The sequence below is a fragment of the Paenarthrobacter nitroguajacolicus genome, from assembly GCF_051027655.1.
GTDB lineage: Bacteria > Actinomycetota > Actinomycetes > Actinomycetales > Micrococcaceae > Arthrobacter > Arthrobacter nitroguajacolicus.
Genome location: NZ_CP073234.1, coordinates 3,018,140 through 3,032,246 on the forward strand (window position 1 = coordinate 3,018,140; position 14,107 = coordinate 3,032,246).

Annotated in this window: 16 protein-coding genes and 1 other RNA gene; 2 read left to right on the top strand and 15 right to left on the bottom strand. The window is 60.0% G+C overall.

All coding sequences use genetic code 11. The features are described from left to right. The first annotated feature begins 1 nt into the window (after position 1). Entirely contained in the window at positions 2 to 715 is a 714-nt protein-coding gene (locus KCX59_RS14330) for a metal-dependent transcriptional regulator (protein ID WP_091468491.1), read from the top strand. A gap of 49 nt (positions 716 to 764) precedes the next feature. On the opposite strand, the gene KCX59_RS14335 is transcribed toward KCX59_RS14330, so the two are convergent. After that, on the bottom strand, positions 765 to 2,219 hold the full coding sequence (locus KCX59_RS14335) for a DHA2 family efflux MFS transporter permease subunit (RefSeq protein WP_179017159.1): 1,455 nt from the start codon (positions 2,217 to 2,219) through the stop codon (positions 765 to 767). Positions 2,220 to 2,250: 31 nt separating this feature from the next. On the opposite strand from KCX59_RS14335, the gene KCX59_RS14340 reads away from it, so the two are divergent. Continuing rightward, on the top strand, positions 2,251 to 2,619 hold the full coding sequence (locus KCX59_RS14340) for a hypothetical protein (protein WP_256871374.1): 369 nt from the start codon (positions 2,251 to 2,253) through the stop codon (positions 2,617 to 2,619). Here KCX59_RS14340 and KCX59_RS14345 read toward each other — a convergent pair. The 14 genes from KCX59_RS14345 to KCX59_RS14410 all read right to left on the bottom strand — a co-directional run bounded on the left by KCX59_RS14345 (position 2,616) and on the right by KCX59_RS14410 (position 14,052). Then, on the bottom strand, positions 2,616 to 3,599 hold the full coding sequence (locus tag KCX59_RS14345; protein WP_179017158.1) for a S1C family serine protease: 984 nt from the start codon (positions 3,597 to 3,599) through the stop codon (positions 2,616 to 2,618). The genes KCX59_RS14340 and KCX59_RS14345 overlap by 4 nt on opposite strands. Before the next feature lie 171 nt (positions 3,600 to 3,770). Then, positions 3,771 to 4,139: a transfer-messenger RNA gene (gene ssrA, locus KCX59_RS14350) on the bottom strand. A 98-nt stretch (positions 4,140 to 4,237) separates the two neighbouring features. After that, the gene (gene smpB / locus KCX59_RS14355; protein ID WP_017198498.1) at positions 4,238 to 4,708 is read right to left on the bottom strand and encodes an SsrA-binding protein SmpB; all 471 of its coding nucleotides are present in this window, start codon (positions 4,706 to 4,708) and stop codon (positions 4,238 to 4,240) included. 77 nt (positions 4,709 to 4,785) lie between these two features. Further along, positions 4,786 to 6,201 carry a M23 family metallopeptidase gene (locus tag KCX59_RS14360; RefSeq protein ID WP_091468498.1) on the bottom strand — a complete coding sequence of 472 codons (1,416 nt, stop codon included), beginning with the start codon at positions 6,199 to 6,201 and terminating at the stop codon, positions 4,786 to 4,788. Positions 6,202 to 6,256: 55 nt separating this feature from the next. After that, positions 6,257 to 7,171, bottom strand: coding sequence for a permease-like cell division protein FtsX (gene ftsX / locus KCX59_RS14365; protein WP_017198500.1), 915 nt, complete (start codon positions 7,169 to 7,171; stop codon positions 6,257 to 6,259). Continuing rightward, the gene (gene ftsE / locus KCX59_RS14370; protein ID WP_017198501.1) at positions 7,168 to 7,932 is read right to left on the bottom strand and encodes a cell division ATP-binding protein FtsE; all 765 of its coding nucleotides are present in this window, start codon (positions 7,930 to 7,932) and stop codon (positions 7,168 to 7,170) included. Before ftsE ends, ftsX begins: the two co-directional genes overlap by 4 nt. A gap of 188 nt (positions 7,933 to 8,120) precedes the next feature. Then, entirely contained in the window at positions 8,121 to 9,239 is a 1,119-nt protein-coding gene (gene prfB / locus KCX59_RS14375; protein WP_091468500.1) for a peptide chain release factor 2, read from the bottom strand. 69 nt (positions 9,240 to 9,308) lie between these two features. Then, the gene (locus KCX59_RS14380) at positions 9,309 to 9,764 is read right to left on the bottom strand and encodes a pilus assembly protein TadG-related protein (protein ID WP_179017157.1); all 456 of its coding nucleotides are present in this window, start codon (positions 9,762 to 9,764) and stop codon (positions 9,309 to 9,311) included. Next, complete coding sequence (locus KCX59_RS14385; RefSeq protein WP_370629177.1) at positions 9,761 to 10,150, bottom strand: hypothetical protein; 390 nt, start codon at positions 10,148 to 10,150, stop codon at positions 9,761 to 9,763. Before KCX59_RS14385 ends, KCX59_RS14380 begins: the two co-directional genes overlap by 4 nt. Positions 10,151 to 10,283: 133 nt before the next feature. Next, entirely contained in the window at positions 10,284 to 10,706 is a 423-nt protein-coding gene (locus KCX59_RS14390; RefSeq protein ID WP_179017155.1) for a TadE family protein, read from the bottom strand. 8 nt (positions 10,707 to 10,714) lie between these two features. Beyond that, a complete protein-coding gene (locus tag KCX59_RS14395) occupies positions 10,715 to 10,954 on the bottom strand; it encodes a hypothetical protein (RefSeq protein WP_179017154.1) in 240 nt (79 codons plus the stop codon). A gap of 82 nt (positions 10,955 to 11,036) precedes the next feature. Next, positions 11,037 to 11,978, bottom strand: a complete 942-nt coding sequence (locus KCX59_RS14400; RefSeq protein WP_179017153.1) for a type II secretion system F family protein — start codon at positions 11,976 to 11,978, stop codon at positions 11,037 to 11,039. Further along, positions 11,975 to 12,829 (bottom strand): type II secretion system F family protein, encoded by an 855-nt coding sequence (locus KCX59_RS14405; RefSeq protein ID WP_179017152.1) that lies wholly within the window; start codon positions 12,827 to 12,829, stop codon positions 11,975 to 11,977. The genes KCX59_RS14400 and KCX59_RS14405 overlap by 4 nt, the downstream gene beginning before the upstream one ends. Further along, entirely contained in the window at positions 12,829 to 14,052 is a 1,224-nt protein-coding gene (locus KCX59_RS14410) for a CpaF family protein (RefSeq protein WP_179017151.1), read from the bottom strand. The genes KCX59_RS14405 and KCX59_RS14410 overlap by 1 nt, the downstream gene beginning before the upstream one ends. Between the last annotated feature and the right edge of the window lie 55 nt (positions 14,053 to 14,107).

Below are 14,107 nucleotides of genomic sequence, written 5' to 3' on the forward strand. Positions count from 1 at the left end.
TGTGAAGACCAGTACGCCCTCATCCTCGATCGAGGACTACGTCAAGGTCATCTACTCCTACACGGAGTGGCAGGACAAACCAATTACGTCGTCCCAGCTTGCCCAGCGCCTGGGAGTGGCTAACTCCTCGGTGTCTGAGATGGTGCGCAAGCTCAAGGACCAAGGCCTGGTTGATCACCAACCCTACAGTGCCATCAGGCTGACCCCTCAAGGTATGCGGCTCGCGCTGTCCATGGTGCGCCGGCACCGGTTGATTGAGACGTACTTGGTGGATGAACTCGGCTACAGCTGGGACGAGGTCCACGACGAAGCCGAAATGTTGGAGCACGCCGTGTCCGATACATTCATTGAGCGGATGTCGGCCAAGCTTGGACATCCTGTCCGGGACCCACACGGAGACCCGATTCCTTCGGAAGATGGTTCGGTCGACTTGCCGCACGCTTACCGAATGATTGAACTGGATCAGGGCCACTCAGGCAGGATCACGCGAATCAGCGATGAGAATCCGGACCTCTTGCGATACCTCGCCTCTGAAGAAATTTCCTTGGACGCGCCCGTTGAAGTGGTGGGCCGCAAACCCTTCGGCGGAGCTTTGGTGGTGCGCATCGGCAGCGGCGCTAAAGGCCGCGAGTTCGACCTCGCGGACGAGGTCACTTCAGCTCTCTGGGTTCAAAGCGCGGAGACGCACGAAGGCTGCATCCTTCCAGCCCGGTAAGCCCGATCCCGACAAGCCCAGGCCCCATTGAGCCCAGGCGCGCTTTAGGTCAGCTGGGCTGCCCGCTCGCACCGCCGTCGTCGGACGCGGTATGAGGTTCGCTGACGGCGGCCGCCGCAGCTTCCTGCACAGGATTCCGGATGCCGACGGCGGACGCCAGCGCCCCGAACAGGAACAGGCCCGCTGTCACAAGCAGAGCGTTGTACAGTCCGTCCCGGGTGAAGGCCGGCCCCACAATCACCCCTGCGAAGGCGATGGAGATCAGACCCGCAATACGGGCAACAGCGTTGTTCACGGCTGAACCGATCCCGGCCTCCTCCGAGGGAACAGCGCCCAGAATGGCAGCCGTAAGGGGCGCAACCAACGTCGCCAGGCCAAGGCCAAAGACAATCTGCCCCGGCAACACCTGCGTCCAGTAGTTGAGCGGCTCCTGGACAGTCAATGACATCAGGAAGCCCGCACCGCACAGTAGAGGGCCCACCGTCATAAACCATCTGGGACCGTACTTTCCCGCGAGACCACCAAAGTAGGACGCACCCAGCATCAGGATGACCGTGCCCGGAAGCAGCGCCAGGCCCGCCACGGTGGCGCCCATGCCGCCTACCTGCTGCAGGTAAATGCCCAACACGAAGAAACCCAGGGAGATCGCGGCATAGATGGCCAGAGTGGCGAGATTACCCCAGGCAAAATTACGGATACTGAAGAGTCGCAACGGCAACATGGGCTCAGCAGTCCGGGCCTCGTGGATGAGGAACAGAACCATGGCAACTACACCCACCAGAAGCGGAGCCCATACCTGGGCACTGCCCCATCCCATCCTCCCCTGTTCGATGAAGGCATACACTGGCCCGCCCAAGCCAACCATGGCCAGGAAAGCTCCCAGGTAGTCGATGCTTTTGCTCTTGTCCCTCGCCGCATCCGACGACCGCAGGCTTGCAAGCATTGGCCAGATGGCAACAGCAGGGATGACATTGATGAAGAAGATCACCCGCCATGAGAGCAAGTCGACAGCAATGCCGCCGATCAGCGGACCCACAATAGCCGCAGCGCTCGTCCAACCCGACCACTGCCCGATGGCTTTTGACTGCGCCGGGCCGGTGAACGACGAGATGATCATGGCGAGCGAGCTCGGAACAAGGAGGGCGCCGGCGATCCCTTGCAGTGCCCGGGAGATTACCAGCACTTCGCCCGTCCACGCGAGCCCGCACATCACCGAGGTCACGGCAAAACCGGCCAGCCCCCATTCAAGGATCCTTGCCCTGCCGAAATGGTCAGATAGTGAACCGGCAACCAGGATCAATGCCCCCAGTGTGAGCAGGTACGCGTCCACCACCCACTGTTGAATGACCAGGCCGCCACCCAGTTCCCTTCCAATGGCTGGCAATGCGAGATTCACCACAAATCCATCGAGGATGGCGATGAACGACGCCACAATTGCCACCACCAGCACGCGTTTCTGGAGAGGTGTGCTCGGCGGAAGGACCGCAGCATCAGTCATGTGCACAGCCTACGCCCGGGAAGTCCCGTATCGTTGAATGGTGATTAGCAGACGTGATGCCGCATTGGCCCTTGATATTTCGATGGAAATGGCCCAACGCCACGGCATTCCGTCCCGCCTCTCCGAGGCCGAACTCCGGGACATCCAGGACAATCCCCCGGCGTGGTTGGTTCAGTCCAGGGCCAACCGCACCGGCAAGCGACCCGTCTGGGTACACCTGACGTGTGCTGTCTGCGGATACACCGAGGCCGTTCGCCCCAAGAAATGGTGGCCGGACTTTTCCTTCGTCTTCTGTGGCACCCACCGGAACAGCGAACTTCCCGAACTGTTCCTCGGCGATGTCCGCAGCGAATATGAAGGCGTGGGAAGCCGTTTCATCGGCGTTGTCGACGTTCGCGATGGTTAGGCCAGCTGGCTCATTTCGGATGGCACGGCAGTCAGCTTCAGTACTGTGCCTTCCCGGAGCACCGTCAGCGGGAACGGCTGGCCGATAGCATCGGCAAACAGCAATTTCTGCAAACTTTCCGCACTGGACACCGCACGATCCTGCGCACGCAGCACCACATCCCCCGCTTGGAGCCCGGACAATTCCGCCGGCGAGCCCGGAATGACCTCCACTACTCTCAGGCCTTCTTTCTGGCCGGTTCGAACCACCGAACTTGCATCCAGAGGTATCGGAGTGCTTACCAGGCCAAGATAAGCGCGGCGCACGCGGCCGTCCCTCAGCAGCGCTGCGATGATGCGCTGGGTTGTGGTGTTTATGGGTACTGCCAGCCCCAGCCCAAGACCCGCAACGGCGGTGTTGATGCCCACGATGCGTCCCCTCGTATCCGCCAGTGCACCCCCTGAGTTCCCTGGGTTGAGCGCAGCATCGGTTTGAATGACGTCCTCAATCACCCGCCTGTGTTCGCCAGCTCGTACGGGGATGGAACGCCCCAACCCGCTCACCACGCCAGCAGTTACCGAACCGGCCAAACCGAGCGGGTTCCCCACAGCAATCACCAGCTGGCCCACCCGTAGCGTGTCAGCGTTGCCCAGCAAAGCCGGAGGCGGGGTTGACTTCACGCCACGGAGCACGGCCAGGTCGGAGAGGGGGTCTGCGCCCACCAGCTCCACATCAGTTTGCTTGCCATCCGCGAAAACGGCCCGACCGGACTGGATGCCTGCCACCACGTGGGCGTTGGTCAGCATGTATCCGTCGCCGGTGAAGACCACAGCTGAACCGCTTCCTCCGCGGACCCGTCCGCGGCGGTCTGTACTCGTCATTTCGATTGCAGCAACGTGGGGCGTCACCGACTCGGCAACCTGTATGACGATCTGTGAGTACGCGTCCAAGGCTCCGTCGTCGTCTGACGCCTGTTCTTCGAAAGCCTGGTTTGTCGTCATCTCGTGCCTCCTGCCAAGGTCCGCCGCGCTTCACCGCTAACCTTCGGCGACGCGTCTACCCTGTATAACTGCCATGCAGTTGCCGGTAGTCCGGAAGTTGCTACGCCGTGGGTGAACGATGGCAGGTGGCAAAAGAAAACCCCCGGATCACGAGGATCCGAGGGCTTTCCGGGGTGGAGATGGGGGGAATTGAACCCCCGTCCGATGTCGTTTTGTCAGGGCTTCTCCGGGCGCAGTTCGCGTCGGATTTTCTCGGCCCCAGCCATCCTGCGAACAGGTGGCTGATCCGGGCCCAGTCATCTAAGAGTCCCGTTTACCTCAATGACGAAGGCAAACAGCAGTGGCTATCTAAATGACGCCAGGAACCGGGGCGATAGCAACCCCGGGCTGACGGACTGTCTTACTGCTTAGGCAGCGAGAGCGAAGTCAGTGCGCTTAGATTCGGCACTTATTGGTTTGCAGACAGCGTTTACGAGATAATTCTGCATCCTCGGCCCGCTTCACCTGTCGCGACTAACATCGTCGAAACCGATCATCCCCGTATTTTGTTACCAAACCCGGCAAGAGTCTTTGAACTCCCGTCGGACTACCTATCATAACGCATCCATCCGGCGGATCATTCCCCGGAGACACGCTACCTAGCGTCGGTTGCGTTCCCGCAACTCACGCAGCGATTCACGCTTGTCCTGCTGCTCACGGAGCGTCTGGCGCTTGTCGTAATCCTTCTTGCCTCGGGCGATAGCAATTTCCACCTTGGCCCGGCCGTCCAGGAAGTAGAGCTGAAGCGGCACAACGGTGAAGCCGGACTCGCGAATTTTCTGCGAAATCTTGTCCAGTTCATCGCGGTGCAGCAGGAGCTTACGACGGCGGCGTGCAGCATGGTTTGTCCAGCTCCCCTGGTGATACTCAGGGATGTGGATGCCCTCCATCCACAGTTCGTCGTTGTAGAAGGTGCAGAAGCCATCAACCATGGAGGCATGACCTTCACGGAGGGACTTCACCTCTGTTCCCATGAGGGCAATGCCTGCCTCATAGGTGTCCAGGACATGGTAGTTATGCCGGGCCTTCCGATTGGTGGCCACTACCTTACGGCCACTTTCCTTGGGCACGGTAGAACTCCTTGTTTAGATGCGGATTTCAACTAGTGTACGCCAGCGCGGCATAGCCTCTGCGCGCTATCGGCACGCTAGAGAAGAGTCATGGGGTCCACTGCGGCACTGTTAAGCCAGGTTTCGAAGTGCGCGTGGCAACCTGTCGAGTTACCCGTGCTGCCCGAGTATGCGATGAGTTGCCCCGCCGATACTTGCTGGCCGTTTGCTACGACAATGCTGCTGTTGTGGTAATAGATGGTGGTCAGCGAGTTGCCTTGCACCACACCATGGGACAGTTTTACCCGCCATCCGCCGCCGTCGGCCGAGTTCCAGCCCGAGTTGAAGACCTCGCCCGCCGCTGCTGCGTAAACGGGCGTGCCACAAGCCGCACCGAAGTCGATGCCGGTGTGCATGTAACCACCGGTGCCATAGAAATCAATGGTGCCTGGTGGCGTTGCACGCCAGCCAAATCCGGAGGTGATGGGGACAGCGCTTGCGAAGGGGTGCCGAAGGCCGAACGCCGACGGCGAACCAGCCGGCGGAGGAGAATACGGCGGTTCCGGAGGTGCAGGCCTACCTTGCGCTGCTGCAGCAGCAGCAGCCGCGGCCGCAGCCTCTTCGGCAATCCGGCGCTGTTCCGCTTCCCATGCTTCCCTCAGCTTCCGGTCACGCTCCACGATCTCGGCGGCCACCGTATTTTGTTCGGCCTTCACCCGGGCAAGATTCGCTTCGATGCCCGGCTTGGCAGCCTGCAGTTGTCCGTTGAGGCGGGTCGTGTCTTCAATGAGCTTGTCGACTTCGGCTTTCTTGCTCGCCGCCTCGTCCCTCGCCGACTTTTCCCGGTCAAGTGCGGCGTCCGCCTTGGCCTTCAGGTCCTGGATTTCTTCCTCGACAGCAACAAGCCTCGCTTGGGAGTTCACGTTGGTGGCGTTCTGCTGGGTGAGTTTGGTCATCGCCGCGTTTTGGCTGCGCATGGCCTGGTCAGCCAAATCCATGGACTCGGTCAAGCTTCCGGATTCACTGGAGCCGAACAAAAGTGCAATGTTAGTGGGCACTCCACCGGACTTGTAGGCCTGCGAGGCGATCTGTCCGATCAGCTTCTTGGTGTCCGTGATCTTCTGCTTATCGCTCTCCAGCTGCTCCGTAATTTTGGCCTTGTTCTGCTGGGCGAGCTCAACCCTGGCAGCAAGTGCCTCGACTTCCTTGACCGCACTCGCCACCCGGCCCTGCGCTTCAAGCAGAGCCTGCTGTGCGCCAGGAAGCCGCCCCTGGTAGATCACCAGGTCACCGGCAGCCTTTGCGATGTTTGAGTCAACAAACTCGAGCGAAGCCTGGACCCGGGCCGCTTCTGCTTCCAGCGCAGCCTGCTGGTCCTCAAGGCTGTCTGCCTGGGCTGATGGAGCGCCTGAAAGGAGACTGACAGCCAGGCCAACAGCAAGAACCGCCCCCAGAAACCGAGCATGGCCCGACGCAAGGCGCCGGCGCAGGGGGTTCGGGTCCAACGTGGTCATCAGGATTCCTTTTCGCTTGTCAGCATGGCGGTTGTTTCAGTCAGGGCGTTCACGGTTAGACCTTCAGGTAACGCCGGAGAGTCAGGAGGGAAGAGATGCCGGCAAGACCAGCGCCCAAGGCAATCAGCACCGGCGCGATCACCAGGACCTGAGTGGACGAGATGAACGGGGTGTTGAGGAACTGCCTCGACAAGTCGCCGTTGAGCCAGAAGTGGGCCATAAGCCAGAGCGTGACGGAGGCCAGCAGCGCTCCCACAACGGCAGCTATGACACCTTCCAGGATGAACGGCAGTTGAATCACCGTCTTTGACGCACCCACCAGCCGCATGATTCCTGTCTCCCGGCGTCGACTGAATGCCGACAGCCGGATGGTGGTGGTGATCAGGAGGACCGCACAGAAAATCATTACGGCTGCCACGCCAATGGCCGCAACCGATGCCCCGTTCATCCAGGAAAAAATGCGCTCGAGCACCTGCCGTTGGTCACTGACCGTTTCAACACCCGGTTGCGAGGAAAACGTCTCACTGATGATTTCGTATTTTTCGGGGTTCTTCATGTTGATCCGGAACGAGGCCGGCAACTGGTCCTCGGATACGGAATCCACTATCGGCGAGTTGGAGAACTGTTCCTTGAAGTGCGTGTACGCCTCGGCTTGGGACTCGAACTGGAAGTCGTTGATGTACGGCTTGATTGCCGGGGATTCGAGCATTGCCTGGAGGTTGTCCTGCTGTTCCTTTGTGGCCGACCCCGAAGCGCAACCGACCGCCGTCGAACCATCATTACAGAGGAAGACAGCTACTTGGACTTTGTCGTACCAGTAGCCCTTCATCTGGTTGATCTGCATCTGCAGCATTCCCGCCGCGCCCACGAACGTCAGGGAAACAAAAGTCACCAAGACCACGGAAATCACCATGGAGAGGTTCCGACGCAGGCCACCACCGATTTCCCCGAGGATAAACAAAAGCCTCACAGCTGTGCCCCCTGCGCACGGTTGAGCTCTTCCCCGCTGGCGTCCCGCAGCCGGCGCGATTCCCCAACCACGGGAATCATCGAGGTGTACAGCGCCTTGGCTTCGTCGCGAATGACCTTGCCGTTCTTGAGTTCCACCACGCGGCGGCGCATTTCATTAACGATGTCGTCGTCGTGGGTTGCCATCACTACCGTGGTGCCGTTCTGATTGATTTTGTCCAGGACTCCCATGATTCCCATCGACGTGATGGGGTCAAGGTTTCCGGTCGGTTCGTCCGCCAGCAAAATGCCGGGGCGGTTTACGACGGCGCGGGCGATCGCCACGCGCTGCTGCTCACCACCGGAAAGTTCATGAGGCATGCGACGTTCCTTGCCCTCAAGACCAACCGTCTTCAGGACCTCAGGTACTGTCTCCCTGATAATCGAGCGGCTTTTGCCGATCACCTGCATCGCGAATGCTACGTTGGCGAAGACGTTCTTCTGAGGGAGCAGCCGGAAGTCCTGGAAGACAACGCCGATTCCGCGCCGGAGCTTCGGGACGCGCCAACTCGAAATGTTGGCAACATTCTGGCCAGCGACATAAACGGATCCGGACGAGGCTTTGTCCTCTTTCAGGATCAACCGCAGGAACGTGGACTTGCCTGATCCAGAAGCTCCCACCAAGAAGGTGAATTCGCCGCGGTTGATCTCAAGGCTCACAGAATCGAGCGCCGGTCGGGCATTCTGCTCGTAGACCTTGGTGACATTCTCAAATCTGATCATGGCCCTTTAGAACCCCGCCGGACATGACATAGTCGCCCAGTCCAACAGCCGGAGCGCGGGCTTTCGATGGGGGAAGTGAGAGCACCGGCCACTCGACTATACGCACGGTTCAGCCGCTATTCCGCGGCTTTCAAGGGCGTGTCGCGGAATCCAAAGCCTTGGGTGACCCGGGCCGCCTTATCCGGTTCCTAGTTGGCCGCTGCATTTCGGTTGCCGGTACGCCAGCGGATGCCGGCGTCGATGAAATCATCTATATCTCCATCAAGCACCGCCGAGGTGTTGCCCACCTCGTGTTCCGTCCGCAGGTCCTTGACCATCTGGTAGGGATTGAGGACGTAGGAACGCATCTGGTCGCCCCAGGACGCTTTGACGTCTCCGGCTAATGCTTTCTTTTCAGCGTCCTGCTGTTCCTTCTTAACCAGCAGCAATCGGGACTGGAGCACCCGCATGGCGGCCGCCCGGTTCTGTAGCTGCGATTTCTCATTCTGCATGGAGACCACAATGCCCGTGGGGATGTGAGTCAGCCTCACTGCGGAGTCAGTAGTATTGACCGACTGGCCGCCCGGGCCCGAGGACCGGAAGACGTCCACGCGGATTTCGTTGTCCGGGATCTCAATGGAGTCTGTTTGCTCGATCAACGGGATGACTTCTACCGCTGCGAAGGATGTCTGACGGCGCCCTTGATTATCAAAAGGACTGATGCGGACCAACCGGTGGGTTCCGGCTTCAACACTTAACGTGCCAAAGGCGTATGGTGCCTTGACTTCGAAGGTGGCGGATTTCAGGCCGGCTTCTTCGGCATAGGACGTGTCCATCACAGTGGTCGGGTAGCCATGGCGTTCTGCCCAACGCAGGTACATCCTCATGAGCATCTCTGCGAAGTCGGCAGCATCAACGCCGCCGGCTCCTGCCCTGATGGTCACTACAGCTTCGCGTTCGTCATACTCGCCCGACAAAAGGGTTGTAATCTCGAGTTCCGCCAGCGCCTTGCGGATGGAGGAAAGTTCTTTGGCCGCTTCCGCCATCGAATCCTCATCGCCCTCGTCCTGGCCCAGTTCCACCAGGACTTCGAGGTCGTCAATCCGGGATGCGAGTCTGGACAGGCGCTCAACTTCGGACTGCCGGTGCGACAACCGGGAGGTGATCACCTGGGCAGAAGCGGGATCATCCCAAAGGTCCGGAGCCCCTGCCTGCTCGCTCAGCTCAGCGATCTCAGCCTTGAGGGCATCAATATCGGTGACGTTCTCAATTGAGCTGTACGTTGCTCGAAGTGCGCGGATTTCCGCGGGAAAATCAATTTCAGCCATGATCTTCCCAGCGTACGCTATCCGTCGGCCTCCCTCATGGCGTCCTCGCCCTGCCCGTGGAAGATGCACTTACTGGGTCAGCCGGGAACGGGCCGTTGACCTCGCCTCAATGAGAATCCCTTCGGGGAGTAGAAAGCTGACCATCGGCGGATGCGCCACGGCAGTGAGGACTACCACCGCGGTACCCCCCGGCTCGCTACCCGTCCCCGCTGCCACAGCCAGCTGGTCATAGCGGGAAAAAGCGTTGCTGGCGTCGAGGTAGGAGCCGGTTGCGGCCAGCACTCTTCCATCCACCAGCGAGGTGGAAGGAGTACCGCTTCCCCCAATATCGCCCGCCGTGTAGGAATCCGCGGCCGCGAGAGCCGCTCCGTCGGCCAGGGACAAGAGCTTCTTGCGCTCCAGATAGATAGCTGAAGCTCCTATGACCACCGAGGCCAGGAGAAGCGACAACAGCACGAACCCCAGGATGAGAACCGTTACCTGGCCATCCTCCCGAGGGTGTCCACTCGATGACACCACTGTCATTGGTAACGCCCTACAACCTGCGATGCCGAGGCACTGAGTCGACTCGCGTGCAATTGCAGCACGTCCCCGAACGGCATCAAGGGCAAAGACACCTCCAGGCGCACTGTCACGGTTACGGTCGTACCGGCCGCCAAACAACTCCCACGATCACAATCGATGGTGATGCTGGCCTTCTCGGGTCCATGGCCGTGGTCCTTGAGGGCCAGAAGAACACTGCGCTCCGCTGCGATCCTTGCGCTGGCGGGATCCCCTTGCGTCACGAAGACTTTAGCTGCCTGGTCAGCAGCACCCACCACAGCAAACGATCCGCCCTGAATCTGGCCTACGGTCACCACGAAATAGATCACGGGGACCATGAGCAACAACGCCAGGAAGGTGAATTCCACCGTGGCGTTGCCCCCTTGGGCTTCCTGTTCCTGATGGGGAGAGTAAGTCGTTGCTGTCCCAAGCGGCTCCGCCCGTAAGCACAGGGCCGCCCGCAACCTAAGCCGGAAAGCGACGAGTAGTGACCTTTGCGTGTCACCCCGGGAGGTCTGCATGACCCTTGACCTCCAAGGTTTGGGCGGGGCCGATCAGGCCAACCACCGGCAGGGGTGCCCTCACTGTCACTTCCAAGGTTCGGATGCCATCCATCGTGATTTCAGTCGACGTGACATCGCGGGCAAAATCACCGCTCAACGCGGCACCAATCAACTCGGCAGTCCGGGAACGGGCGTCCGCGGACGTTCGATCCGACAACGCCCCGTACCGCGCTCCGGAAGCGGCAGCATCAATAAGCGTGTTCCGAACGTGCAGCACCAGCATTAGTTGAACAATCGCCAGGAAAAACAGGGTCAGCAATGCGCCGACCAACACGAAGTCAACAACCGCTGATCCGCGCTCATTCACCTGTCCGACACTTGCCGGCTTGAAACAATCACCCACGGGGCCCTTGTTGTCCATCCCGCGCCCTACTTGCCCACCTTGCTCATTGCTTGATTGAAGAGATCGCCCAACGCCGGTGTGGCGATGGCAAGTAGTCCGGCCACGAGGATCGCTGACATCAGGGTGATCATCACCCAACCAGGGACATCCCCGCGCTCGCGACTTTCCCTGTGGGGCAGTGCCCTCAAAGCAATGGCCACGAACACCCATGAGGGGCAAAGCAGAGGGAGAGAGACAGCGGACAGTTTGTTTGTAACTCGTTTCATGGTTTCCCCAATGTGTTTCCAGCAGGCATTGACGTAGCGCCGCTGGTTGAATGTACGGATAGGACATATTGATGGCTGTGCGTTAGAGGCTCATTTCCAGAGCCGCAATGGCCGGGAAAGCAGCGAAGACTACGGTCAGAGGAAGCACGCCGAAGACAAGCGGCACCATCATGGCAATCTCTTTTCGGCCTGCAGACTCCATGAGTTCCCGTTGTGCGGCGTCGCGGACGTCTGCCGCTTGCGCCCGTAGGACGTCCGCCAAGGGCGTTCCGCGTTCAACAGCAACCACCAGACCGTCGATGAACCTGACGAGGGGCGGCAATTCCGCCCTTGATGAAAAGGCCTGAAGTGCTTCCGTCAACGGTTTCCCCGACCGTGCATCCGCCAGGATTGTGGCAAATTCCCCGGAAAGTTCACCATTCGAGCTGCGGCTCACCCTGTCCATTGCGCCCATCGCGCTCTCTCCCGCGGCAACAGCGAGCGCCATGAGCTCCGCGAGACTGGGAAACTCGGACAACATCCTTGATTCCCTCCGTTTGATCCTCAGTCCCAACACAAAATCGCGAAGCAGGTAACCTCCTAGCGCGCTTCCCAGGACTGCGATACAAGAGCCGGCCGGACTGAATCGCCCGGAGGTCGCGCCCCCGATAACCACGAGGACAGCGAGCACGAAAGCGGCGCTGGCCCACAGAAGCTGCTCAGCCCGGAAATCCAAGGTGGATTTTGTCGATCCGGCACGGGCAAGCCTCTTGCCCAGGGCTGTGAAACCGGGATTGAAGCGGGACATAGCGATGATTGCATCGCGAATGACTGGGCGGAGAATCCGTTCCAACGGGCCGAAAGGCGTGAGATTCTGTGTTGGCGCGCGGAGAAGGCGCGAATCGAGGTTCTGCGACTTCAACTGCGGTTCAATGCGGTCAGAGAATCTCGGTGGCCGCATGAACGGGAGCCGCACCAGCATTAGCCAGCATCCGGCTCCGAGGATCAGGCCGCACAACATGGCGATAGCAACCGAGGTGTTCATTGAAAAACCCGCTCATCCTCTGGCAAGGCACCAACGCGAAGCATCACGGAGTAGCAAAAAACTGAGATCAGCAGCCCTCCCAGTAACACCACCGCGCCCATGCCGGAGTTGAAAGCCATCATGGCTTCTGGCCGGCTTGCCATGACCACCAAAACTATCCAGGGAGCAGCTACAGCAAGCCGGGCAGCATTGATGGTCCAGGACTGCCGGGCCTCAAGCTCACTGCGGGTCCGGGCGCTGTCACGCAGGAACACCGAAAGGGTACCCAGCATGCGCCCAAGGTCTGAACCGCCCACTTCGCGGGTCATTCGCAGGGCCTCTATGATGCGGTCGGCCACAGGGTCTGCCAGCCGACCTTTGAGTCTGTTCACCGCCGCCTCAAAATTCCCGGCAGCTCTATAGTCGGCTCCAAAGTCCAGGAACAATTCCCTTAGCTCTTCCGGTCCATTGTGTCCCAGCTGGATCAACGCCTCCGGCAGTGCAAGACCCGCACGAATCGCCGACCGCAAGTGGTCCACCACATCCGGCCACAGTTGCCGGAGCGCAGTCCTGCGCTTCCGGGCCCGCCAACGTACAGCCGCAAACGGAATCCAGGAACCGAATATCGCAAAACACGAGGCAACCGGCGGCGACCCTGTCAGAACGTAGAACGCCAGCAGGGCAAACAAGCCGAAGCCGGCGCAGGTGGCAAGGAGTCCGCCGCCCGTTACTTTTTCGATCCCTGCTGACATCAGTAGGAGGTCCAAGCCACGGGGCCTGCTTCTTCTGGATTCAACCGGTGGCTCGACCCATGCGGACCACCAAACGAGGAACACTCCCAAACCACCCACGATCCCAAGCAACGGGGCCATCAGTTCAACTCCAAGAGGGCAGCCACGTCAAAGCCTGCCCTGGCAAACTTTTCCGCTGCCGGCATGGAGTTTGCCCTGGGCTGCAACTGACCTGCAACCAAGCCAAAGACACCAGTGGATTCGATGATCCCGTTTTCCACCCTGCGCCCCAGGGAGAGAATTTCGGTTACCTGCCTACGCCCGGTTGAATGTCGGCCGCAGTGCACCACGAGGTCGATGCAGGATGCCACTGTGGGCACTACGAAAGCGCTGGAGATATTCGCTCCTGCCAGGAGTGGTAGCGTGCAGATCTTAGTGACGGCATCATGTGCAGAATTGGCATGCACAGTGCACATCCCAGGCAACCCGGAATTCAGGGCGATGAGCATATCGAGGCTTTCGGCTTCGCGGACCTCTCCCACCACCAAGCGATCCGGACGCATCCGAAGCGCTTCCTTAACCAGCCGCCGCAACGGAATTTCCCCTCCCCCTTCGAGATTCGACTGGCGGCATTGCAGCCCGACTACGTCGCGCAGCGGGAGCTGCAATTCAAAGATCTCCTCGACCGTGATGACACGTTCACGGGAACCGATGCTTGCGGCAAGGCAGTTCAGCATGGTTGTCTTCCCCGCCTGGGTGGCTCCCGACACCAGGATGTTGAGCCCGCTGGCTACAGCCGCGCCAAGGAACCTGGCAGCTTGGGGTGTCAGACTTCCAAGCTCAACGAGGTGTTCGAGTCGGTTTGCCCGCGCGATAAATTTCCGGATGTTCACAGCCCAGTACTTACGGGTGATGTCCGGGATCGCTACGTGCAACCTGGATCCGTCGGGAAGTGCCGCATCCACGAAAGGCGACGAGAGATCCAAACGGCGCCCCGAGCTCTTGAGCATCCTTTCCACGAGATCCCGCACCTGCTGCTCGGTGAGTGTTACGGTCGTCAGCTCGGATTCCCCATTGCGGGCCACATAGATCTCGTGCGGCGCATTGATCCATACCTCTTCGATTCCGGCATCGTCCAAGAGCGGCTGCAGCGGCCCAAACCCTGCTACGGCATCGAAGATGTGTTGTCGGGCGGCCTCGAGGTGTCCGAGTGAAGGCAGGGGACCCAGGAGTGCCCGCTCGTCGTAATCGTTGACGGCCTCATCCACGAGGAGCCGAACGTCCTTTGTTTGTTCCAGCGGATCCAGCCCGCGGCGTCGTATGAGTTCCCGGACTTCTCCTTCGACGATTTTTACAGCATCCACATCTCTCCCCATGATCACGAACCGTAAATGAGAGGCGCATCTCGAGTCACTCACG